The sequence below is a fragment of the Anaerobacillus alkaliphilus genome, from assembly GCF_004116265.1.
In the GTDB taxonomy this organism is placed as follows: Bacteria; Bacillota; Bacilli; order Bacillales; family Anaerobacillaceae; genus Anaerobacillus; species Anaerobacillus alkaliphilus.
Genome location: NZ_QOUX01000001.1, coordinates 127,794 through 150,398 on the forward strand (window position 1 = coordinate 127,794; position 22,605 = coordinate 150,398).

The window sequence follows — 22,605 nt, forward strand, 5'->3', positions numbered from 1 at the left end:
TAAAGAGTGATTTAAGCTTTGATCATGTTCTAGTAGTAATTTGCTTGGTAATGTTTACTATGCTATGATTTTTTCATACCGAATGAATTATTGATAAACGTGATTTTTATATGAACAGGTTCTATAAAGCAAAGACTTTCATACTAGGAGGATAATTGTTTTGAATAATTTTGATCATAAAAAAATTGAACAAGCGGTTGTCATGATTTTAGAAGCGATTGGCGAAGATCCTACCCGAGAGGGATTACTTGATACACCAAAGCGCGTAGCAAAAATGTATGAAGAGGTGTTTCAAGGGCTAAACCAAGACCCAAAAGAACACTTTGCTACCGTGTTTAGTGAAGAACATGAAGAATTAGTCCTTGTTAAAGATATCCCGTTTTATTCAATGTGTGAACATCACCTGGTACCCTTTTATGGAAAAGCCCATGTCGGGTATATTCCTAAAGGGGGTAAAGTTACTGGTTTAAGTAAACTAGCAAGAGCGGTCGAAGCTGTAGCAAAACGTCCACAGCTACAGGAAAGGATTACATCAACGATTGCAGATGCAATGGTTGAAACATTACAGCCTCTAGGTGTAATTGTAGTTATTGAGGCAGAACATATGTGTATGACTATGCGTGGAGTAAAGAAGCCTGGTTCTTCCACAGTGACGTCTGCAGTTCGTGGTGCATTTGCTAATAATGCTGCAGCAAGAGCTGAGGTCTTATCCTTAATTAATTCAAGGTAATACTGAAGTTTAGATTGGGTTTGTCTAGAAGAAGCTAATTCTACATTTTATGCTAAAAAGTGGTTACCTTAATAATGAGGTGAACGTAATGAGGAATAACGCAAAAACTCAGCTGTTAAGTTGGATCATTCCTATGATATTAATTTTGCTAGGTGTTTATTTAGCTTATATTTTTATTATGTAAGGCTCTTTTCGTAAGTGTGAGTGGGTGTAAAAATCAAGCTTTTGGGATTTTTACGAAAGCAACAACCTTTGAGAAAACAGCCTTATGTAAACAAACATTGACATTCGATTGTACTTAGGTGATAGTAAAGAAAAAGTGTTATATTTTGGGGAGGACGTTATGGCTAGTAGTGATGATTTTATAGTAATAAAGGCAAAAGAAAATGGCGTCAACGTCATTGGTTTAACAAGAGGGTCAGATACTCGCTTCCATCATTCTGAGAAATTAGATAAAGGGGAAGTAATGATTGCTCAGTTTACTGAACACACCTCTGCAATTAAAATTAGAGGAAAAGCAATTATTCAAACGAAGCACGGCGAGATGGAGACTGATAGTTAAAAAAGCGGGCAAAACCTGCTTTTTTTTTCACTTATATGCTTAAGCTTAACCAATCTTTAGTGGCATATGTTTATATTATGATATCAGGGTTTATCCTTTTTAAAAAATTATGTTATACTAAACTTGTTCGCATTTTGTTCAAAATCGTTGATGAATCATTACCAAACTAAACACTTATTAACAATTGCGATAATTATTTACGTTGTAATGAAAATCAATATGGGGAAAATTGTTTTGTTTTCTGGGGGACTTGAGATGATCTTAATTAACTATATAAATGAAGAAATAAAACAAATAAAGGAACGATTTTATCAAAGGACCAATCATCCTTATATTACGAAGTTTTTAGAGGACCCATCCCTAGATGAAGATCGATTATTTCTCCTTTATTCGATGCTCGAGGAGAAGAAGCTGGCAAAAAAGAGTTTGAATGACTATATCATTACCACTTTACTTGTGCAAGCTGCTTTAGATACTCATGAAACAGTATCTACATCGGTGCTCAGCTCTGAAAAAATAAAAAAAGAAAGACAACTTACTGTATTGGCCGGGGACTACTATAGTAGTTTGTATTACTTTTTGTTAGCGAAAATAAATGATATTTCCATGATTCGTCTTTTAGCAAATTCAATCCAAGAAATTAATGAATCAAAGATGAGCTTTTATAAAAATACCGAGCAAAGTGTCACACAGTCTATCTCTGATATTAAAACGATTGAATCTTCCTTAATTGCAAAGATTGCGGATCACTTTAAGTTACCGAATTGGAAAAGCATAGCTAGAGAGTTCTTCTTCTTTAAACGTTTAATTACAGAAAGAGAGTCTCTTTTACAAGGGAAGAGTGTTCCATTAATTGATGCAATTGTTAATGCAAATAATAAGCTCAATCTACATGGAGAAGCTCGGCTAAAACACTGCATAGAAATTTGTGATAAATATATTTTTCTTTCAAAAAGTCAATTGCATACCCTTTGTAAACAACCATCTCCATTAAGCTCATTTATTTTGGTTAGGATGGATCAAATGCTAATTGAAAATGAACTTTTAAAAGAAAAAATAGCGGAAGAAGGTTAAGAAATGGCTCAATCTAAAGAGGAGAAAGTTCATCAAGTCTTTGAAACGATATATAAAAAATACGATAAGATGAACTCGATTATTAGTTTTCAGCGTCATGTCGCTTGGCGTAAAGATACAATGAAACGCATGTCTGTACAAAAAGGGCAGAAGGCATTAGATGTTTGTTGTGGCACTGCTGATTGGACAATTGCTTTAGGACAAGCGGTTGGGAATAATGGAAAGGTATATGGGCTAGACTTTAGCAAAAACATGCTTTCCATTGGAAAACAAAAAGTTCAGTCAATGCCACAGATCGAACTAATTCATGGGAATGCTATGGAACTACCGTTCAAAGATAATGAGTTCGATTTCGTGACGATTGGTTTTGGACTTAGAAATGTTCCGGATTATATGCAAGTTTTAAAGGAAATGTATCGAGTTCTTAAGCCAGGAGGGAAGGTAGTTTGTCTTGAGACCTCTCAGCCAACGGCTTTCGGTTTCAAACAAGTGTATCATCTTTACTTCAGATATATCATGCCTATATTCGGAAAATTGTTTGCAAAGAGTTATGAAGAATATTCATGGCTACAAGAGTCAACAATGACCTTTCCCGACAAGGAAAAATTAGCAAAGATGTTTGCCGAAGCAGGATTTACTGGTGTTCAAGTGAAATCTTATTCCGGCGGTGTTGCTGCCATGCATCTTGGTGTGAAATAACAGGAGAGACTGGAGAGCGAATTGTGATTAGAAAAATAAAAATAATTCTTGAAATGATTAAGTTTGAACATACGATATTTGCTTTACCGTTCGCTTTTTTAGGAGCTGTGTTAGGAAGTTTGCTAGTAAACGGTACTTGGCCAACTATATCTCAGTGGGTTTGGATTACTTTGGCTATGGTAGGAGCGAGGAGCGCTGCCATGGCCTTAAATCGTGTTATTGATGCAAAGATTGACAAGGCAAACCCAAGAACGAAAGACCGAGCAATTCCTGCTGGTTTAATTTCAACATTTGAATCAATAGCCTTTATTATTGTTTCTTTTGCATTGCTGTTTTATTCAGCCTATCAACTAAACATGCTTGCTGTTTATTTGTTACCGGTTGCTGTTTTCTTTCTAGTTATCTATTCTTATACGAAACGTTTTACGTGGGCTTGCCACCTGGTGCTTGGGATAACGATTGGAATTGCTCCCTTAGGTGGTTGGGTTGGTGCTACTGGCACTTTAACACTAGATGCCTTTTTATTATTTCTTGGGGTTGCTTTATGGATTGCAGGTTTTGATGTTATTTATGCAACACAAGATGCGGATTATGATAAAAATGTGAAATTATACTCTATTCCAAGTTATTTCGGAATCGCCAAAGCTTTACTAATTGCGAAGGGAATTCATGTAGTCAGCTTTCTTGCTTTCATTTCCCTATTTTTTATTACACCACTTGGTTGGCTTTATTTAATTGGTGTTCTAATTTCAGGTGCAATTATGATCTACGAACACTCGTTAGTTAAGCCAAATGACCTATCAAAAGTAAATGTTGCTTTCTTTACGATGAACGGTATATTAAGTATGGTAATGTTGATTTTTACGATTGGGGATTTATTACTATGAGCCAGGAAAAAATCTTTACTGTGGGTATAACCGGAGCGAGTGGGGCAATTTATGGTGTTAGACTCGTACAGGAATTATTAAAAACTGATTATAAAGTCCATCTAATTATCACTGAGGCGGGCTGGCAAGTATTTAAAGAGGAATTACTATTTGAAACAAGCGATCGTGAGAAACTACTAAATGAGCTCTTTATTAACTCCAAAGGAAATCTACATTATCACACGTTACGAGACTTCACTGCGCCGATTGCTAGTGGCTCATATCGTAATGAAGGTATGGTTATTATCCCATGCTCTATGGGGACGCTATCAGGTATTGCTCATGGTGCATCCGGAAATCTACTTGAAAGAACTGCTGACGTTATGTTAAAAGAAGGCAGAAAATTATTGCTTGTTCCAAGGGAAACACCACTAAATCAAATTCATTTAGAAAATATGCTAAAAGTCTCACAGGTTGGGGGAAAAATTATTCCTGCTATGCCAGGTTTTTATCAACTTCCAAAGACGATGGACGATTTAATAAATTTTGTGGTTGGAAAAGTGCTTGATAATATAGGTGTTGATCATCAACTCTTCACCCGATGGGGGGACTAATTATGAGTTTAGTAATTGGTGAGATTTCATACACAAATATGCTTCCACTATATTACTATTTAAAACGAGATTATTTAAACCGTATTGGATGTATGTTTGTGCCACAAATTCCGTCACAGTTAAATCAAGCAATGGCAAATGGAATAATTGATGTGGGTGGTATATCTTCCTTCTCTTACGGTGAACATGTAGATCAGTACACAATTCTTCCGAACTTATCTGTATCATCGCCAAAGAGCGTTGGCTCAATATTTTTGTTTTCAAAAGTGCCGATTACTCAGCTTGATGGAAAGAAAGTAGCATTAACCTCTAGTTCTGCTACATCGGTTAATTTATTAAAAATCATTTTACAAACTTTTTATCAAATGGATATTACCTATACTGTTATGAAGCCTGATTTACATGAAATGCTAAAAGAACACGATGCTTGTATGTTAATTGGAGATGATGCGATCGTAACCTTATGGGGGCTTTCACCTGAAGTCCACCGTTATGATTTAGGGCAGATTTGGTACGAGCATACGAAATTACCAATGACATTTGCAGTTCTAGCCGTTCGTAATGAAATCTTGCAGCGAGAAAATGAAAGAATTAGTATTCTGTATGAAGGTTTTATGGAAAGTAAGAAAAAATGTATTGAAAACAATTATTCAGAAATGATATCTTCAATCAGGAAAGAGTTACGTGGTTCTGAGCAGTTTTGGCAGAATTATTTCTATGGATTAAATCATGATTTAACTGAGAGACATATTGAGGGGCTCTATCTCTTTTTTGATAAAGCAACGGAGTTAGGGTTGTTAAAGAAAGTGAACACAATATCATTATGGAGTGCATTAGATCATTGTCATTCCATTTAGTTTAAGGTGGAGAGCATGAAGTTAACGGATATATATTGGCATTTACGCTCTGATATAGCAAAAATAGAAAAAGAATTAGAGGCGACAATTGACGCTAAGCATCCGATTTTAAAAAAGGCCTCTTCCCATTTATTGAAGGCTGGTGGAAAGCGTATTAGACCTGTTTTTGTTCTACTTGCAGCTAAATTTGGAGATTATGAGATTGAAAAAATTAAACAAGTGGCTGTACCATTAGAGCTTATTCATATGGCATCTCTAGTTCATGATGATGTCATTGATGATGCTGATTTACGTCGTGGGAAGAAGACGATAAAATCAAAATGGGATAATCGCGTGGCTATGTATACTGGTGATTATATTTTTGCTAGGGCAATTGAAATGGCAACAAATTGTGATAAACCAGAAGTTCATCAAATTCTCTCAGATGCAATGGTTGAGATGTGTATTGGTGAGGTAGAGCAAATACGTGATCAGTATAACTGGGACCAAAACTTTCGTAACTATTTAAGGAGAATTAAACGCAAAACTGCTCTTTTAATTGCTGTTAGTTGTCGCCTAGGTGCACTAGCTGCTGATGCCCCTAGAGATATCCAATTAAGCCTGTATCGCTACGGATATAATGTAGGAATGGCATTTCAGATTACGGATGACATTTTGGATTTTATTGCTACAGAAAAAGAGTTAGGGAAGCCAGCCGGTAGTGACTTACAACAAGGAAATGTTACTTTACCAGCCTTATACAGTATGGAGCAGAACTCCCAATTACGAGAGTATGTTGTTCAAATGATAAATAATGAAACATCAGATAAAAAAGTAATGAGTGAAATCATCCAAATGATTAAAGAAACAGGTGGAGTTGAGTATTCATTTGAGATAAGTGATCGCTATCTTACTAAGGCATATCGTGAACTTGAAAATCTACCAGACATCCCAGCCAAAGACTCTTTTTATCAAATTGCCAAATATATTGGTACAAGAAAATACTAATAAAAAGGACATATGCATTTGTATATGTCTTTATTTTTGGCTCTTTTCTAAAACATTGCTCCTGCGGTTACTCGTCGCACAAAAAACTGTTGCTTTTTAACATTAATTTAGCTGGAAAAATTCCTTAGACGGGAATCTAACCCTTAAATTTGGAAGAAAAGAGCAGTGCATACTATATAAGTAGTGAAATAATAGCATGATATGTGTAAAAATCCGGCTTTTGGGATTTTTACGAAAGCAACAAACTTTGCGAAAACAGCCTGATTTTTTAGTAGAAGTGTGTTCCTAAGCGAAATCTCAATTTATTGAATATCTAGTGAATGTTTGTTATAATTCTGAATGTTGGTCTTTCTGAGAATAATAGGTAACTTGTCCAACAAAATAAATACATACTTTGAGAGTGAGGTTATTACGGATGGAAAGAACATATTTAATGGTGAAACCTGATGGTGTACAAAGAAATTTAGTAGGCGAAATCGTTTCGCGTTTTGAAAACAAAGGTTTTCAATTAGTAGGTGCAAAATTGTTAACGGTTTCAAGAGAAATGGCAGAAACGCATTATGCAGAGCATAAAGAGCGTCCGTTCTTTGGTGAATTAGTTGACTTTATTACTTCTGGTCCTGTATTTGCAATGGTATGGGAAGGTGAGAACGTTATTAGTATCGCTCGTCAAATGATGGGGGCAACTAACCCAAAAGATGCTCTACCAGGAACAATCCGTGGAGATTACGCTGCTAAATTGAGCATGAACGTAATTCATGGTTCTGACTCTCCAGAAAGTGCTGCTCGTGAGATCGGAATTTTCTTTAAAGAAGAGGAATTAAATAACTACGAAAAAACAATTGGTACTTGGACATAATATAAAAATAAAAAATGAGGGCCTAAGCGTTTGCTTGGGTCCTCATTTTTTGTCTAATATCGTCTAGGAGTTGCTTTTTTTGTCTAGTAACTCATAGTAAAATATGTTATAAAGAAAAGATAAATAAAGAGTTTGTCAATTTGGCATAACTAGGCGCTTAGGCTTTTTTATAAAGGGGAACTAGAAATGGATGACTATCAAGGGTTTATACATAATGTTAAAGGGAAAACTGGAATTGACTTAGCTTTATACAAAGAGGCTCAAATGAAACGAAGATTAACTTCTTTAAGGGACAAACGAGGTTATGCTGATTTTTCTGCCTATTTCCAATCAATGATGAAAAGTCAAGAGCTATTTGATGAATTCCTAGAGAGAATGACCATTAATGTTTCAGAATTTTATCGAAATCCGAAACGTTGGGAAGTGCTAGAAACTAAAATTCTTCCTCGTCTGTTAGAATCGAATAAGCGCTTGAAAATATGGAGTGCCGCTTGTTCCACTGGAGAAGAGCCCTATACCCTAGCAATGATTTTATCGAAACTAGTTCCGTCGGGTAGTTTTTCAATTCTCGCGACAGATCTCGATAAAGCCATCTTAGAAAGAGCAAAATCTGGTATTTATACTGATCGATCAATGAAAGATGTTCCAAAGGATATGCTACAAAAGCATTTTATAAACGATGGTATGGGATATCGAGTAAAAGACGAGCTAAAGAAAATGATTACGTTTAAACAAGGCAATTTGCTTGCTGACCGGTTTGACATGAATTTTGACTTAATTGTTTGTCGAAATGTGATGATTTATTTTACGGAAGAAGCAAAGCATGATTTATATCATAAGTTTAGTCAATCATTACGGTTGGATGGTGTCTTATTTGTTGGGAGTACCGAACAAATTTTTAATCCGAGTGAGTATGCGTTTGATACAGAGGATACGTTTTTTTATAGAAAAAAGAATTAGGACATAAAAAGGTTAATCAATGATTAACCTTTTTGGCATTATAGGAAAGTATATAATTTCGACTTTAATATTGTCTAGCTCCAGGCGCCATGGGCTCGAGGTCAAATAACCTGACCAAAGAAAAAGTGTAATGCCTTTTTCCTAGATAAAAAGTGAAAGAGCGCACTACTTGCTCCTGCGATTACTCGTCGCAAAGCTTGCAAAGAAGAATTTCAGGAAGTCGCTTGTCAGAACATTTGCTTGTCGCCGATAGGCGGGCGCCTTGCGTTTTTCTTATTTTTCTGGGGAAAATATCATAAAAAACATTGCAAAATAAAAAAGATTTTGTAATAGTAAGACAAAAGAACAAAAGCATGTTATAATTTAGTGCATAAAAGCGCTAAAGAATATAAGGAGGAACCGAGATGAGATATTTAACTGCAGGTGAGTCACACGGACCACAATTAACGACGATTATAGAAGGGGTTCCTGCCCACTTAGCATTAGAAACTAGTGATATTGATGTTGACCTTGCTAGAAGGCAAAAAGGGCACGGCCGTGGTAGAAGGATGCAAATTGAAAAAGACCAAGTGAAGATTGTCAGCGGAGTAAGACATGGGAAAACAACAGGCGCACCAATTACGCTAATTGTAGAAAATGATGATTGGAAGCACTGGACAAAAATTATGGGGATTGAACCATTAGATGAATCGATGAGTGAGGATGAAGTTAAGCGAAAGATTACTCGTCCACGCCCGGGTCATGCAGACTTAGTAGGAGCATTAAAATACAATCATCGTGATATGCGGAATGTATTAGAAAGATCATCAGCACGTGAGACGACAGTTAGGGTTGCTGCAGGTGCTGTTGCCAAAAAACTATTAGCAACGTTTGGTATTAAAGTTGCTAGTCATGTCTTAGAAATAGGTGGCGTTAAAGCAGAAAATGTTCATTATCAGTCGATAGAAGAACTGCAAGAAAAAACGGAAAACTCACCAGTTCGCTGTCTCGACCTAGAGGCTGAGCAGAAGATGATGAATGCGATTGATCAAGCTAAGCAAGACGGCGACTCTATCGGTGGTGTTGTCGAAGTTGTTATCGAAGGTGTCCCTGCCGGGTTAGGTAGCTATGTTCAGTACGACAAAAAGTTAGACGCTAAAATTACTGCGGCTGTGATGGGAATTAATGCTTTTAAAGGTGTGGAAATTGGGATTGGGTTCGAAGCCGCAAGAAAGCCGGGAAGCCAAGTTCATGACGAAATCATCTGGGATGAAAAGACTGGGTACAGTCGTAAGTCAAATAATCTGGGTGGCTTTGAAGGTGGTATGACGACAGGTATGCCAATTATCGTTCGGGGCGTGATGAAGCCAATACCAACTCTTTATAAACCGTTACAAAGTGTTGATATTGATACGAAAGAACCGTTTGAAGCTAGTATCGAACGTTCTGACAGCTGTGCGGTTCCAGCAGCTGCAGTTGTTGCTGAAGCTACAGTTGCTTGGGAAGTAGCGGTAGCGTTACTTGATAAATTTGGGAAAGACTTTATTGATGAGATTGCCGGAAACATCGAGCGTTACCAAGAACGGGTGAGAGACTTTTAATGGAAACAATGCTTATAGAAACCCGTACGAAAAATTATCCACTTTTCATTGGAGAGAATATTCGATTCAATGTTGACAGGCTTATTCGTGATACGGTTAAACATTCAATCACTTCTGTTTTAATTATTACGGATGATAAAGTTGCACCTTTATTTTTAGAGGAACTTAAGAAATCACTTTCAACGTTTGATAAACTGTTCGAATATGTAATATCTAGTGGGGAAGCATCAAAGTCTTTTCAATCGTACTATGAAATTCAAGGATTTGCTCTTGAAAAAGGTCTTGATCGCCGATCTTTAGTGATTGCCCTGGGAGGAGGAGTTGTTGGTGACTTAGCTGGTTTTGTCGCTGCCACTTTTATGAGAGGTATTCCTTTTATCCAAGTTCCAACTACCTTGTTAGCCCATGATAGTAGTGTTGGCGGTAAAGTAGCGATCAATCATCCATTAGGAAAAAATATGATTGGTGCTTTTTATCAGCCGGAAGCAGTTATTTATGATACGGCCACTCTTCAGTCACTACCAGAACAGGAGTGGCGTTCTGGATTTGCGGAAGTGATCAAGCATGGCTTGATATGGGATAAAGAGTTTTTAGATTGGCTAATATCAAATGTTCATGATTTTTCACAAATCAAAGGCGATCTTGCCGGGCAATTGCTAGTAAGATCCATTTCGGTTAAAAAAGCTGTTGTGAAAGAAGATGAGACTGAGAAAGGGATTAGAGCTCATTTAAATTTGGGTCATACCTTAGGTCACGCAATTGAGACAGAACTTGGTTATGGTAGGATTACACATGGTGAAGCGGTTGTAATCGGAATACTGTTTGCCTTAGTGGTTAGTGAGGAAATTTTTTCAGTAGACTTACATATACCAAACATGATCAATTGGTTAAAGCAATATAATTATGAAGTAGATCTACCGTCCCAGTTAGATGTTGAGCAATTAATAGAAACAATGAAAAAAGATAAAAAGTCGGAAGATGGCATCGTTCGTATGGTTCTTCTAAGTGAGTTAGGAAAAGCAGAGGTCGTTTCAATTCCAGAAGAGCGATTAAAAGTGTTATTAAGCGAATTTTCTCGTAAAGGAATAGCGCGCTAGAAAATCCAAGTAAAAAGGTTTTCTAAATAAGAAACGACGGAGGGATTATATGGTTAGAGGAATTCGTGGTGCAATCACTGTCATCAATAATGAAGAACAAGAAATAATCAAAGCTACTGAAAGATTAATAAAGGAGATCATAATCCTAAATCAAGTTGCTCCTGAGAATGTAGCTCATATAATCATCACGGTTACAGAGGACTTAAACGCAACGTTCCCTGCAAAAGCATTACGTTCGTTTGAAGGGTGGACGTATGTACCAGTTATGTGTTCTCGTGAGATACCAGTTCCAAAGAGCTTACCTAAATGTATTCGGGTTATGCTTACTGTTAACACTAGTTCTGCGCAAGCAGACATTAAACATGTGTATTTAGAGGATGCTATTCATTTAAGACCAGATTTACAGTTGACAGACAGACACTTGTAAGTTAAGATGTCGTGTAAGAGAAGAGTTTAGAGTAGAAGAGTTTTTAACGAGAAAAGTTAGTCTAAAGAGTAGTTTAGTTGTTTAGTTAGCAGAGAAGAGCAGAGAAGAGAATGAGTATAGTTGAGCTGAGCAGAGGTATAGTTTATTTAAGTATGCCTATAACTGTACAGTTATAGGCTTTTATAGTTTAAAAGGAACAAATTTACTATATTTGTTTGTTTCTATATAAAAACTACCCCATTTGTTATGACGAAAAGTCTAACAACTCACCCTCAACCTTTCGTTTTCTTCACCTATATTAACTGAGGTGAAAATAATGAAAAACCTAACATTTGCGCAATTTCTTGAAGACGCAAAAACATACAAAACAATCCCTTTTATATCCCATTTTTTTGCAGACACGTTAACACCTATTCAAATTTTTAATCAACTTGAGCAAGAAGCAGTGTTTTTATTAGAAAGTAAAGACGAGCAATCTCCTTGGTCGAGATATTCATTTATTGGATTAACTCCAAAGTACTATCTAAGAGAAAATAATCAGGCTTTCTTATTCTTAGATTCAAACAAGCAAGTAATTTCACAGCACAGTACTTTCAACAAAGCTTTTCATCAAGCGCTCGACTACATTCAAGCGAAAGAAGTAGATTTGCCAATCCCTTTTCAAGGTGGAGCTGTCGGAGCAATTTCATATGATGCAGTAGAGATTATCGAGCCAATCCTACATGATCTAGAAAATATCAAAAGTGAAAAAATGAGCTTTGTGTTCTGTGAAACGATCTTAGCTTACGACCATCATAAAAAAGAGTTGTTCCTTATTCATCAAATATCACTAACTGGGACAGAGGATGAGGATCAACTGAAGAAACTATATCAATTGGCTGTGGATAAGGTTGAAGAAATTATTCGTAGAGTGTCGGAATTTAGCATACCTACAAAACTTTATCAACCACCAATTGACGAAGAGGTTTCATTTTCTAACGTACGCTCTAATTACGATAAACAATCATTTATAACTGATGTCGAAAAGATACAGGAATATATTCGTTCGGGTGATGTGTTTCAAACAGTGTTATCACAAAGGTTTGAAATGGATATTACAGTATCTGGGATGGAGCTATACCGGGTTCTACGGATGATAAACCCTTCACCATACCTGTTTTATTTGAAGCTTAATGATATTGAAATTGTTGGTAGTTCACCGGAACGATTAGTTCAAATACAGGATGGTCATATTGAAATTCATCCGATCGCAGGTACGAGAAAACGTGGTTCTTCTAAAGAAGAAGATGAAGTTTTAGTAAAAGACCTTCTTAAAGATGAAAAGGAACGGGCAGAACACTTTATGTTAGTAGACTTGGCCCGAAATGACATTGGTCGTGTCGCGGCATATGGTTCTGTTAGAGTCCCTGTATTAATGGAAGTTGGAAAGTTCTCTCATGTTATGCACATGATCTCAAAAGTTACAGGCCATCTTGATAAAAAGGTTGACCCGATAGAAGCTTTATTTTCGTCATTTCCAGCTGGAACTGTTTCAGGTGCTCCTAAAATTCGTGCGATGCAAATTTTAAAAGAGTTAGAGCCTACAAAACGTGAGTATTATGCTGGAGCAATTGCTTATTTAGGATTAGATGGAAATATTGACTCGTGCATTGCCATTAGAACGATGGTTATCAAGAATCATAAGGCTTATGTTCAAGCAGGAGCCGGGATTGTTGCCGACTCAGTGCCAGAACTGGAATATGAAGAAACAAGAAATAAAGCAAAAGCATTAATCAAAGCGGTAGCTGTTGCAGAAAAGATGTTTGGAAATAGAGAGGGGGAAGTTGCTAATGTTTAAACAAATGTTGAAGAATTGTTCAGAAGGAAAAACATTAACACGAGTTGAGGCAAAGTCACTGATGGATGAGATCATGAGTGGAAATGGAGAAGCTCTTCAGGTAGCTAGTCTACTGTCAATGATGCGCCTTAGAGGAGAAACAGTTGATGAGATGGTAGGATTTGCTCAGTCTATGCGAGAGCATGCGGTAACTGTTGAACACGACGAAGCAACCTTGCTCGATACGTGTGGCACCGGTGGAGATGATTTATCAACATTTAACATTTCAACAGCATCGGCAATCCTCCTGTCTGCCTGTAAAGTGAAGGTTGCAAAACATGGGAATCGTGCAGTATCTTCCAAAAGTGGAAGTGCGGATGTTTTAGAGCAGTTACAAATCCCAGTCCAATCCTCACCTAAAGAGGCATTAGAAGCATTAAAAACAAAGGGACTTTGTTTTTTGTTTGCACCTCTCTATCACCAATCAATGAAACATGTCGCAGAAGTTCGTAGACAGTTAGGGTTTAAAACAGTTTTTAATTTATTAGGACCACTTGTAAATCCTGCCAATGCTAATCGTCAAATGATTGGAGTTTTTCACCCTACTTTCGCTATGAAAATGGCGCAAACATTGAGGGAGTTGGGGACTGATCGGGCTATGTTTGTAACAGGTGCTGATGGATTAGATGAATGCTCTATATCAACCGATACAAATGTAATTGAGTTAAGAAAAGGAGAAATTTTTCAATACCAATTAACTCCTGAAGAGGTAGGGTTAAAGCGAGGAGCAATTGAAGATATCCAAGTAACGTCAGTAACCGATAGTGCAAGATTAATTGAAAATATTTTCACGGGAAGGGCAAATAAAACTGCTGAGAATATTGTCATTTTAAATAGTGCAAGTGCTTTATATGTGGCAGAAGAAGTTGGGTCGATTAAAGAAGGTGTTGAGAAAGCTAGTGAAACTCTTTATAAATATAAGGGTTTAGAACAGCTTCGTTCGCTGCAAGTTACTAAGGGGGAAAGAGTATGTTAGATCGAATTGTTGCTGTTAAACATGAAGAAGTTGCCAAGCTTGAATTACGAGAAACATTAGAAGTGTCGAGATATTCGCTTTTTGAGAGTCTAAGCAATCCTCACCGTAATCTCGCGTTAATTGCCGAAGTGAAAAAAGCTTCTCCATCTAAAGGAATTATCAAAAAAGACTTTCATCCAGTTGACATAGCAAAGCATTATGAAGAGGGAAAAGCAGACGCTATCTCAGTATTAACCGATGAACAGTTTTTTTTAGGGCATCATACGTTCTTATCATCTATTAAGCAGCAAGTAAAGTTACCAATTTTACGAAAAGATTTCATTATCCATTCTAAACAGATTGAGGAGAGCTTACGTATTGGAGCGGATGCGATTTTACTCATAGCTACGATTTTAGAAAAAAATCAACTTCACGAGTTTTATCTTGAAGCCTATGAAAAAGGGCTAGAGTGTCTCGTTGAGGTACACTCACTAGCTGATCTTGAAAAAGTCTTTGCAACATTTACGCCCCAGATAGTCGGGGTTAATAATCGAGATCTACAAACATTCAATACTACGATTACTCAAACAATTGAACTAGCTAAACAATTACCAAAAGAACAATTTGTGGTAAGTGAGAGTGGTATCCGTTCAACAGCTCATCTAGAACAACTTGAAGGTTCAGCGAGAGCAATTTTAGTAGGTGAAACGTTGATGAGAGCAAGAACACCATTAGAAGGTATTCAAAGTTTATTTGGAGAAGCATTTCATGAGACCTTTGCTTAAGTATTGTGGCAACCATAGTCTCAATGATGTGATTGTTACTGCCAAAAGTAGAGCGGATTACTTAGGATTTGTATTTGCGCCAAGTAAGCGCTGTGTAACCGCTCAGCAAGTCAGCCGGTGGCTGAAAGAAGTTGAAGTTTCCCAGAAAATTGTTGGTGTCTTTGTAAATGCCACGCTTCGGGAAATTGAAGAGGTTATGGAAGAAGTTTCACTTGATGTTATCCAATGCCACGGGGAAGAACCACCAGAGTTTGTAACAACCCTTAAAGAAAAATATCAAAAGAATGTTTGGAAGGTCATCCATCATAGTAAAAGTGGACTACAAACGATGCAAGCATATCGACACAAAGTTGATGGGTTTGTGATTGATAGCAAGGTAGCTGGACAAAGAGGTGGAACTGGAGTTCAGTTTGATTGGCAGGTAATCCCGGAATATCAACAAGAGGCTAAAAATCAGCAAGTCCCATGTTTTATTGCCGGGGGAATTAATGTGAGCACAATTACTCAGTTGCTGGAGTATAACCCTATAGGTATCGACCTTTCAAGTGGGATTGAAAGAGATGGAAGGAAATCAACAACAATTAAGAATAATTTTGAGGAGAGGTTGTTTCTATGAACTATCAGTTTCCAGATGATAATGGTCGTTTTGGACAATTCGGCGGAAAATTTGTCCCAGAAACGTTAATGTATGCATTGAATGAATTAGAAGAAGCTTTTAAGCAAGCTCTTGAAGATCATGCGTTTGTCTCTGAATATATTAGCCAGTTAAAGAAGTATTCAGGTAGACCGACAGCATTAACTTTCGCAGAAAATATAACAAGTCATTTAGATGGTGCGAAAGTTTATCTAAAACGGGAAGATTTAAATCATACAGGTGCTCACAAAATAAATAACGCGATTGGGCAGGCGTTACTAGCGAAACGAATGGGAAAAACAAAAATTATTGCCGAAACTGGGGCAGGACAGCACGGAGTAGCAGCAGCAACTGTGGCGGCTAAGTTTGGTCTAGAGTGTAAAGTGTTTATGGGAGAAAAAGATATCGAACGTCAAGCCTTAAATGTCTTTCGGATGAAACTATTAGGTGCTGAGGTAATCCCAGTTAGTAGTGGGAGTCGTACACTTAAAGATGCGACAAACGAAGCCATCCGTTATTGGGTCACTCATGTAACAGATACCTTTTACCTTATAGGATCAGTCGTAGGACCACACCCTTATCCACGAATGGTCCGAGATTTTCAAAGAGTGATTGGTGATGAAGCAAAAGAGCAATTCCTTAGCTTAGAGGAAAAGCTTCCTACTGAAATCATCGCTTGTGTGGGTGGTGGTAGTAACGCAATGGGAATGTTTTATCCATTTATAGAGGAGGATGTGACACTTATAGGAGTAGAGGCTGCCGGGATGGGTGTAGAAACTAATTTTCATGCTGCGACCTTAACAAAAGGAAGTAAGGGTGTAATTCATGGATCACTAACCTATCTCTTACAAACCGAAGACGGTCAAATTATTGAACCACACTCTATCTCAGCTGGCTTAGACTATCCAGGAGTTGGACCAGAACATGCTCACTTAAAAGATATCGGTAGAGTTCAATATGAAAGTGTTACAGACGAGGAAGCACTCGATGCGCTCCAATTGTTATCCCGAAAAGAAGGAATAATCCCAGCAATTGAAAGTGCCCATGCTTTAGCCCATGCTTTTAAGAGAGCAAAGGAACTTTCAAAAGACGAGTCAATTTTAGTCTGTCTATCAGGTAGAGGTGATAAAGATGTTCATACACTGATGGATCATTTTGGAGGGAATACTGATGACTAATACAAGGTTAGAAATTGCGACAAGTAAGGCAAAACAATTATTTATTCCTTTTATCATGGCTGGAGATCCATCGGCAGAACTAACGATTGAGATAGCTTTAACACTACAAAAAGCTGGAGCAGATATTTTAGAACTAGGAGTTCCATACTCCGATCCTCTAGCAGATGGACCTGTAATTCAACAGGCCGCATTAAGGGCTCTTGAGGGAAAAATGAACTTAGAAAAAGCGATCCAATTAGTACCATTAATGCGAGATCGTGGATTAACCATTCCTGTCATCATCTTTACTTACTACAATCCAGTTTTACAGCTAGGCGAAGACAAAGTACTATCAATGTTAAACCAAAATCAAATTGACGGGATCCTTATACCTGATCTACCGTTTGAGGAAAGTCGTAGCCTTTCCGATAAATGCGAACAAGTTGGGCTTCCGTTGATTTCATTAGTAGCTCCTACCTCAAAAGAAAGAGTACAGATGATTGCTAATGAGGCATCTGGCTTTTTATATTGTGTTTCTTCGCTAGGGGTTACAGGAGTAAGAAAAGAGATGGATGATGGAATTTATCAGTTTTTAGGAGAAGTCAGAAAGCATAGTAAAGTCCCGGTTGCTGTTGGATTTGGGATTTCTAATCGTGAACAAGTCACTTTGTTAAGTCCACATTGTGATGGAATTATTGTAGGTAGTGCACTAATTAAACTGATCGAAACGAAAAAATCAGAACTTTTAGATAGTAATCAAAGGGAAAAAGCACTTTCAGAAATAAAAACATTTGTTTATTCCATCATTTCGTAATAACATAGATTAAAATAGCCCGAAGACTATCTTATCCTTGAAGAGGAAGGGCAGTGAAAAGGCGAAGTTAATTATATTATGAAAATGGAGTGAAAAAAGATGAGAGTAAAACAACAGCTTGTAGGACTTTCCCCTTATAAACCTGGAAAACCAATTGATGAAGTTAAAAAAGAATTTGGTCTAAATGAAGTCATTAAACTTGCATCTAATGAAAATCCATTTGGCTGTTCTAAGTTTGCAAGAGAAGCAATTGCTAATGTCTTAGACCAATTAGCAATTTACCCTGATGGTTATGCTGCAAACATTCGAACGGAAGTTGCTAATTTTTTACATGTAGATGAGCGACAACTCATTTTTGGAAATGGTTCGGATGAAATTATTCTTATTTTATGTAGAGCGTTATTAACCCCAGGAACAAATACGGTTTGTGCAGTTCCATCATTTCCTCAATATAAGCACAATGCAGTAATTGAAGGAGCAGAAGTTAGAGAAGTTCCACTTGTTAATGGAGTTCATGATTTAAATGCGATGTTAGCTCAAATTGATGCTGATACGAAAATCGTTTGGGTCTGTAACCCAAATAATCCTTCAGGTACATACACTGACGCCGAAAGCTTTCAAGAGTTCATGGCAAAAGTACCAAAAGATGTATTAGTTGTGAGCGATGAAGCTTACTATGAATATGTAGTAGCAGAAGACTATCCTAGTACGCTGCCACTACTTTCGCAATATGATAATTTAATGGTTTTACGTACGTTCTCAAAAGCATACGGTTTAGCATCATTACGAATTGGTTACGGAGTTGGAAATGCAGATTTCATTCAAACCATTGAACCTGCAAGAGAACCATTTAATACTTCTTTATTAGCCCAAGTTGCAGCTAGTGCCGCATTAAAGGATCAAGAGTTTATTACTCATTGCAAAGAACAAAATCGCGGAGGACTTGAACAATACTATCGTTTCTGTAAAGAACATAATTTAGACTATTATCCTTCTCAAGGGAATTTTATTCTAATTGATTTACAAAGATCTGGTAATGATGTGTTTAATTACTTGGTATCTAAAGGGTTCATTGTTCGCTCAGGAGAGGCTCTAGGCTTTCCTACATCAGTAAGAATTACGGTAGGGAATACTGAACAAAATGACGCCATTATTAACGAATTAAAGCAATATCTTAACAGTTAAGATTGCAAACTAAATGAACAATTAACACTAGCTGAAAGGAGGGGAAATAATTGCTAAGGCGAAAAGTTTTTATGATAGGTTTAGGATTAATTGGTGGTTCTATAGCACTGGCAATTAAGAAGGAACACCCTACTTGTTTGCTATTAGGTTACGATATTCAAGAAGATCAACTAAAGATGGCAAAATCTCTTGGTGTAATTGATGAGTTTGTGACAAATATCGAAGAAGGTATCGTTGACGCTGACCTCATTATTTTAGCAATCCCAGTAACTAAGACAGAAGAAATGATTGACAAGTTAGTTACTTACAAGTTAAAGCCTTCTTGTATTGTTACTGATGTAGGAAGCACGAAAGAAAAAATTGTTGAAAAAGCAAAGGCATTTGAGGGCAAAGATGTTACTTTTATTGGCGGACATCCGATGGCGGGTTCCCATAAAACAGGGGTAGAAGCAGCAAAAGCTCATTTATTTGAGAATGCATTCTATATATTAACTCCGACAGAAGATACGAATATGACTAAGGTAATTCAACTACAAAATTGGTTAAAAGGTACGAAAGCTAAATTTATTGAGTTGTCACCGAAACAGCACGATGAGCTTGCAGGTATTATTAGCCATTTTCCACATATTATTGCGGCCAGTCTTGTACATCAAGTAGCCAAAATTGAAAAGGAGCAACCACTTCTTTCAAATTTAGCAGCTGGTGGATTCCGGGATATCACGAGAATTGCATCAGCTAGCCCTGTCATGTGGCGTGATATTCTTATTCATAACAAAGAAACATTATTAGAACTATTATCAAGATGGCAAGTTGAAATGGATCGTGTGAAAAACTTAATCGAAGCTGCAGATGACAGTTCTATCTATGAATACTTCGATACAGCAAAGATGTTCCGCGATGGTCTTCCAGTAAAACAAAAAGGAGCGATCCCTTCTTTTTATGATTTGTATGTGGACGTTCCAGACCATCCTGGTGTGATTTCTGATGTAACTGGGATATTAGCTAGAGAAGATATAAGTATCACAAACATAAGAATATTAGAAACGAGAGAAGATATAATGGGAGTTTTACGGTTAAGTTTTAGATCTGATCCAGATCGGGATAGAGCCCTTGCTTGCTTAACTGACCATTTATACGAGTGTTACATAAGCTCTTAGATGTCTAAAAAATTGAGGTGTTAGTCATGGCGAAAAAAGTTGTTGAACGTGTCCAACAATTAAAAGGAAGTATAAAAGTTCCGGGAGATAAATCAATTTCCCACAGAGCCGTAATGTTTGGCGCAATAGCCAATGGGAAAACAACAGTGGAAGGCTTCCTACCAGGTGAAGATTGTTTAAGTACCATTGCCTGCTTTCGAAAACTCGGGATTGAAATTGAGCAAAAAGAGGACTTGGTGACGGTCTACGGTAAAGGCTGGGACGGTTTATCAGAAAGCTCTGATATATTGGATGTTGGTAACTCAGGGACAACGACTCGACTTATGTTAGGGATATTAGCAACAAGACCTTTTCATTCAGTTGTTATCGGTGACGCCTCTATTGCGAAAAGACCAATGGCAAGGGTTACTTCTCCTCTAAAACAAATGGGTGCAAACATTGATGGTCGTCATGAAGGGAATTTTACGCCATTATCAATTCGCGGTGGAAAAACAAAGGGGATTACGTTTACTTCTCCTGTTGCCAGTGCACAAGTAAAGTCTGCGGTTATTCTTGCCGGCCTTCAAAGTGAGGGAGTAACAACTGTAACAGAACCGCATAAATCTCGTGATCATACAGAACGGATGTTAAAAGCATTTGGCGCAGACATTCAAGAGAACGGTACCACTGTTTCGGTTACTGGAGGACAAGTTCTACAAGGACGACACATTGTTGTACCTGGTGATATATCCTCTGCAGCTTTCTTTTTAGTGGCAGGGGCAATCGTTCCAAACAGTGAAATTCTAATGAAAGATGTAGGCATTAATGATACTAGAACAGGAATTATTGATGTTTTACAGGCAATGGGTGCAAAATTAGAGATAAAAAATGAACGAGTCGTCAATGAAGAGAAAATGGCAGACTTACTGATTTGCGCGTCAGACCTTACTGGTACAGAAATCGGGGGCGAAATTATTCCTCGCTTAATTGATGAAATCCCAGTTATAGCTGTCCTGGCAACACAAGCGAATGGAACGACTGTCATTAAAGATGCCGAAGAGCTTAAAGTAAAAGAGACAAATAGGATAGATACAGTAGTACATCAACTGAAGCTGTTAGGAGCCGATATTGAAGCTACAGAAGACGGAATGATTATTCATGGCCCAACTAGGTTACACGGTGGACAAGTAGAGAGTTATGGAGATCATCGCATAGGAATGGCTATGGCAATTGCAGGGTTAGTTAGTAATGGTCCTGTTGAGATTGAGGAAATAGAAGCCATTGATGTATCTTACCCTAACTTCTTTGATCATTTGTATGAATTAATTTAAAATATAAAATTTTCAGAAAATTTATTGACAACAATATGGAGTGGATAATATAATAACATTAGTCAGTTCCCATTTTCCAACTAAATCCTATCTACATGGTGGTTTTAGTATAGTTATACGTAGTGTTGAAAATGCGGTATAACTTAAATTCTCCACTCCAACCAACTCTTTCCTGCTAAAATTTGGCAGGAGCTTTTTTTTGTCTGAAAAAGGAATGAAACCTATGTTGAAAGTTTTATTCTTTAAACATTAAATTCTCTAAATAATGGTATATCCGATGGCCTCCATTCATAGCTTGTCTATAAGAATTGAAATAGGCGAAAGTTCAAGGGGGCGATATTCCTCCTTTTGCTTCGATAGTGAGGAGGGTACAATGAGATATATTATTGAGAACACGTTAACAAACCGTTATGGCGAAGAAAAGATAAATTCTTATTTAATTGAGGGTTCAAAAATTATTTATACTTCAAACCGCTTCTCGAAACATAATCATATGAGATTGGACACTTCAAACTACGTAATTGCCCCCGGACATATTATGATCGACTTTAGTGTTGTAGCAATTAATGATTTTCATAGCATTAAAGAGCGAATGAGACACTTACAGGGTCTTGGTTGTACAACTCTAATAACGGCTTGTGAGGTTCACCATGAGAACGAAGTAAAGAGTAATTTAAAACGAGTAAAACATGCATTAATCAACAGTAGCATTGATTATATGATTGGAATAAGAACTCCGTTAAAGAAACTAACTCCATCTTTGGCGAGGAAATGCTGTAAACACAAAGTTCCGGTGATATTTACTGAGATTACTGAGCCGGAAGATATTGACGTTGTTCCATGGCAATGGGTCCGTAATGAGTTGTTTCCCTACCACCCGATGATACTCCCGATTTGGAACGTTCCCAATTCGAGTGGAAGATTGAGAAGATTAAAAAGCAAATGGGAAGAAATTTTAACAGAAAATAAAATTACGACACTAGTAGATGTTCCAGATGAGCATACACCTCTACAAAAAGAGTTCTTATTAAATATTGGTTTGTATCCAATCAAGGGTTCTTTACACATAGGAGCAGACGCAGACTATTTGCTCTTCTCCCAAAAAGCGTTAGAGGAAGCCGAAAAAGGGACAATTGATGAAGTTCGGCCAGAGATTGTTTACGCAAGTGGAACAGTAAAAAAAGCTGGTAGACATATATTTATTAAGCCTGGTTCAGGAAAAGAGCTAACTGTAAATGTCCCAAGAAAACTTGTGCCTATTAGTAATGCCTTTCAACCGTCTCCTATACCTATTGATTATTATTAAGAGGAATGTCTATAATTATAGTAATTACTTAACTACTTACTTAACCCACCGTTTGAGGTGGTTTTCTTTTTTTGAAGGAGAACATGGGAACATAGATAAAAACTAAAACTAATA

General features: G+C 37.2%; 23 protein-coding genes. All 23 read left to right on the forward strand.

From position 1 onward, the window contains the following. Positions 1-160 precede the first annotated feature (160 nt). Complete coding sequence (folE, locus tag DS745_RS00680) at positions 161-730, forward strand: GTP cyclohydrolase I FolE (RefSeq protein WP_129076282.1); 570 nt, start codon at positions 161-163, stop codon at positions 728-730. 343 nt (positions 731-1,073) lie between these two features. Then, the gene (gene mtrB, locus DS745_RS00685; protein ID WP_129076283.1) at positions 1,074-1,292 is read left to right on the forward strand and encodes a trp RNA-binding attenuation protein MtrB; all 219 of its coding nucleotides are present in this window, start codon (positions 1,074-1,076) and stop codon (positions 1,290-1,292) included. A gap of 255 nt (positions 1,293-1,547) precedes the next feature. Further along, positions 1,548-2,366 (forward strand): heptaprenyl diphosphate synthase component 1, encoded by an 819-nt coding sequence (locus tag DS745_RS00690; RefSeq protein ID WP_161568132.1) that lies wholly within the window; start codon positions 1,548-1,550, stop codon positions 2,364-2,366. 3 nt (positions 2,367-2,369) lie between these two features. Next, positions 2,370-3,065: a demethylmenaquinone methyltransferase gene (locus tag DS745_RS00695; protein WP_129076285.1), complete on the forward strand. Its 696-nt coding sequence runs from the start codon at positions 2,370-2,372 to the stop codon at positions 3,063-3,065. Positions 3,066-3,085: 20 nt separating this feature from the next. Beyond that, positions 3,086-3,952: a UbiA-like polyprenyltransferase gene (locus tag DS745_RS00700; RefSeq protein ID WP_277750896.1), complete on the forward strand. Its 867-nt coding sequence runs from the start codon at positions 3,086-3,088 to the stop codon at positions 3,950-3,952. Further along, complete coding sequence (locus DS745_RS00705; RefSeq protein WP_129076287.1) at positions 3,949-4,545, forward strand: UbiX family flavin prenyltransferase; 597 nt, start codon at positions 3,949-3,951, stop codon at positions 4,543-4,545. The genes DS745_RS00700 and DS745_RS00705 overlap by 4 nt, the downstream gene beginning before the upstream one ends. Positions 4,546-4,547: 2 nt before the next feature. Further along, on the forward strand, positions 4,548-5,402 hold the full coding sequence (locus tag DS745_RS00710) for a menaquinone biosynthesis protein (protein ID WP_129076288.1): 855 nt from the start codon (positions 4,548-4,550) through the stop codon (positions 5,400-5,402). Positions 5,403-5,417: 15 nt separating this feature from the next. Then, a complete protein-coding gene (gene hepT, locus DS745_RS00715) occupies positions 5,418-6,389 on the forward strand; it encodes a heptaprenyl diphosphate synthase component II (protein ID WP_129076289.1) in 972 nt (323 codons plus the stop codon). A gap of 415 nt (positions 6,390-6,804) precedes the next feature. After that, entirely contained in the window at positions 6,805-7,248 is a 444-nt protein-coding gene (gene ndk, locus DS745_RS00720) for a nucleoside-diphosphate kinase (RefSeq protein WP_129076290.1), read from the forward strand. Positions 7,249-7,434: 186 nt separating this feature from the next. Next, a complete protein-coding gene (locus tag DS745_RS00725; protein ID WP_129076291.1) occupies positions 7,435-8,208 on the forward strand; it encodes a CheR family methyltransferase in 774 nt (257 codons plus the stop codon). 404 nt (positions 8,209-8,612) lie between these two features. Further along, positions 8,613-9,788 (forward strand): chorismate synthase, encoded by a 1,176-nt coding sequence (aroC, locus tag DS745_RS00730; RefSeq protein WP_129076292.1) that lies wholly within the window; start codon positions 8,613-8,615, stop codon positions 9,786-9,788. Then, positions 9,788-10,885: a 3-dehydroquinate synthase gene (gene aroB / locus DS745_RS00735; RefSeq protein WP_129076293.1), complete on the forward strand. Its 1,098-nt coding sequence runs from the start codon at positions 9,788-9,790 to the stop codon at positions 10,883-10,885. The genes aroC and aroB overlap by 1 nt, the downstream gene beginning before the upstream one ends. Before the next feature lie 49 nt (positions 10,886-10,934). Further along, positions 10,935-11,312, forward strand: a complete 378-nt coding sequence (aroH, locus tag DS745_RS00740; RefSeq protein WP_129076294.1) for a chorismate mutase — start codon at positions 10,935-10,937, stop codon at positions 11,310-11,312. A 316-nt stretch (positions 11,313-11,628) separates the two neighbouring features. Further along, positions 11,629-13,149, forward strand: coding sequence for an anthranilate synthase component I (gene trpE / locus DS745_RS00745; RefSeq protein ID WP_129076295.1), 1,521 nt, complete (start codon positions 11,629-11,631; stop codon positions 13,147-13,149). After that, a complete protein-coding gene (gene trpD / locus DS745_RS00750; RefSeq protein WP_129076296.1) occupies positions 13,142-14,164 on the forward strand; it encodes an anthranilate phosphoribosyltransferase in 1,023 nt (340 codons plus the stop codon). The genes trpE and trpD overlap by 8 nt, the downstream gene beginning before the upstream one ends. Continuing rightward, positions 14,158-14,928 (forward strand): indole-3-glycerol phosphate synthase TrpC, encoded by a 771-nt coding sequence (gene trpC, locus DS745_RS00755; RefSeq protein WP_129076297.1) that lies wholly within the window; start codon positions 14,158-14,160, stop codon positions 14,926-14,928. Before trpD ends, trpC begins: the two co-directional genes overlap by 7 nt. Beyond that, complete coding sequence (locus tag DS745_RS00760) at positions 14,912-15,544, forward strand: phosphoribosylanthranilate isomerase (protein ID WP_129076298.1); 633 nt, start codon at positions 14,912-14,914, stop codon at positions 15,542-15,544. Before trpC ends, DS745_RS00760 begins: the two co-directional genes overlap by 17 nt. Then, positions 15,541-16,740, forward strand: coding sequence for a tryptophan synthase subunit beta (gene trpB, locus DS745_RS00765; RefSeq protein ID WP_129076299.1), 1,200 nt, complete (start codon positions 15,541-15,543; stop codon positions 16,738-16,740). The genes DS745_RS00760 and trpB overlap by 4 nt, the downstream gene beginning before the upstream one ends. Continuing rightward, complete coding sequence (gene trpA, locus DS745_RS00770; protein ID WP_129076300.1) at positions 16,733-17,533, forward strand: tryptophan synthase subunit alpha; 801 nt, start codon at positions 16,733-16,735, stop codon at positions 17,531-17,533. The genes trpB and trpA overlap by 8 nt, the downstream gene beginning before the upstream one ends. 99 nt (positions 17,534-17,632) lie before the next feature. Next, positions 17,633-18,718, forward strand: a complete 1,086-nt coding sequence (gene hisC / locus DS745_RS00775; protein WP_129076301.1) for a histidinol-phosphate transaminase — start codon at positions 17,633-17,635, stop codon at positions 18,716-18,718. A gap of 71 nt (positions 18,719-18,789) precedes the next feature. Further along, positions 18,790-19,875: a prephenate dehydrogenase gene (locus DS745_RS00780; protein ID WP_129076988.1), complete on the forward strand. Its 1,086-nt coding sequence runs from the start codon at positions 18,790-18,792 to the stop codon at positions 19,873-19,875. Positions 19,876-19,901: 26 nt separating this feature from the next. Next, the gene (aroA, locus tag DS745_RS00785) at positions 19,902-21,185 is read left to right on the forward strand and encodes a 3-phosphoshikimate 1-carboxyvinyltransferase (RefSeq protein WP_129076302.1); all 1,284 of its coding nucleotides are present in this window, start codon (positions 19,902-19,904) and stop codon (positions 21,183-21,185) included. Between the two features lie 373 nt (positions 21,186-21,558). Continuing rightward, a complete protein-coding gene (locus DS745_RS00790) occupies positions 21,559-22,491 on the forward strand; it encodes a hypothetical protein (RefSeq protein WP_129076303.1) in 933 nt (310 codons plus the stop codon). Positions 22,492-22,605: the final 114 nt, after the last annotated feature.

What these genes read in the sequence shown, in the direction of transcription:
- ndk (WP_129076290.1), top strand. Translation starts at nt 6,805, where the DNA reads ATGGAAAGAACATATTTAATGGTGAAACCTGATGGTGTACAAAGAAAT.
- aroB (WP_129076293.1), top strand. Translation starts at nt 9,788, where the DNA reads ATGGAAACAATGCTTATAGAAACCCGTACGAAAAATTATCCACTTTTC.
- hepT (WP_129076289.1), top strand. Translation starts at nt 5,418, where the DNA reads ATGAAGTTAACGGATATATATTGGCATTTACGCTCTGATATAGCAAAA.
- mtrB (WP_129076283.1), top strand. Translation starts at nt 1,074, where the DNA reads ATGGCTAGTAGTGATGATTTTATAGTAATAAAGGCAAAAGAAAATGGC.
- trpB (WP_129076299.1), top strand. Translation starts at nt 15,541, where the DNA reads ATGAACTATCAGTTTCCAGATGATAATGGTCGTTTTGGACAATTCGGC.
- trpE (WP_129076295.1), top strand. Translation starts at nt 11,629, where the DNA reads ATGAAAAACCTAACATTTGCGCAATTTCTTGAAGACGCAAAAACATAC.
- DS745_RS00710 (WP_129076288.1), top strand. Translation starts at nt 4,548, where the DNA reads ATGAGTTTAGTAATTGGTGAGATTTCATACACAAATATGCTTCCACTA.
- DS745_RS00705 (WP_129076287.1), top strand. Translation starts at nt 3,949, where the DNA reads ATGAGCCAGGAAAAAATCTTTACTGTGGGTATAACCGGAGCGAGTGGG.
- hisC (WP_129076301.1), top strand. Translation starts at nt 17,633, where the DNA reads ATGAGAGTAAAACAACAGCTTGTAGGACTTTCCCCTTATAAACCTGGA.
- DS745_RS00790 (WP_129076303.1), top strand. Translation starts at nt 21,559, where the DNA reads ATGAGATATATTATTGAGAACACGTTAACAAACCGTTATGGCGAAGAA.
- trpD (WP_129076296.1), top strand. Translation starts at nt 13,142, where the DNA reads ATGTTTAAACAAATGTTGAAGAATTGTTCAGAAGGAAAAACATTAACA.
- DS745_RS00695 (WP_129076285.1), top strand. Translation starts at nt 2,370, where the DNA reads ATGGCTCAATCTAAAGAGGAGAAAGTTCATCAAGTCTTTGAAACGATA.
- aroH (WP_129076294.1), top strand. Translation starts at nt 10,935, where the DNA reads ATGGTTAGAGGAATTCGTGGTGCAATCACTGTCATCAATAATGAAGAA.
- trpA (WP_129076300.1), top strand. Translation starts at nt 16,733, where the DNA reads ATGACTAATACAAGGTTAGAAATTGCGACAAGTAAGGCAAAACAATTA.
- DS745_RS00760 (WP_129076298.1), top strand. Translation starts at nt 14,912, where the DNA reads ATGAGACCTTTGCTTAAGTATTGTGGCAACCATAGTCTCAATGATGTG.
- DS745_RS00690 (WP_161568132.1), top strand. Translation starts at nt 1,548, where the DNA reads ATGATCTTAATTAACTATATAAATGAAGAAATAAAACAAATAAAGGAA.
- aroC (WP_129076292.1), top strand. Translation starts at nt 8,613, where the DNA reads ATGAGATATTTAACTGCAGGTGAGTCACACGGACCACAATTAACGACG.
- DS745_RS00725 (WP_129076291.1), top strand. Translation starts at nt 7,435, where the DNA reads ATGGATGACTATCAAGGGTTTATACATAATGTTAAAGGGAAAACTGGA.
- aroA (WP_129076302.1), top strand. Translation starts at nt 19,902, where the DNA reads ATGGCGAAAAAAGTTGTTGAACGTGTCCAACAATTAAAAGGAAGTATA.
- DS745_RS00780 (WP_129076988.1), top strand. Translation starts at nt 18,790, where the DNA reads ATGATAGGTTTAGGATTAATTGGTGGTTCTATAGCACTGGCAATTAAG.
- trpC (WP_129076297.1), top strand. Translation starts at nt 14,158, where the DNA reads ATGTTAGATCGAATTGTTGCTGTTAAACATGAAGAAGTTGCCAAGCTT.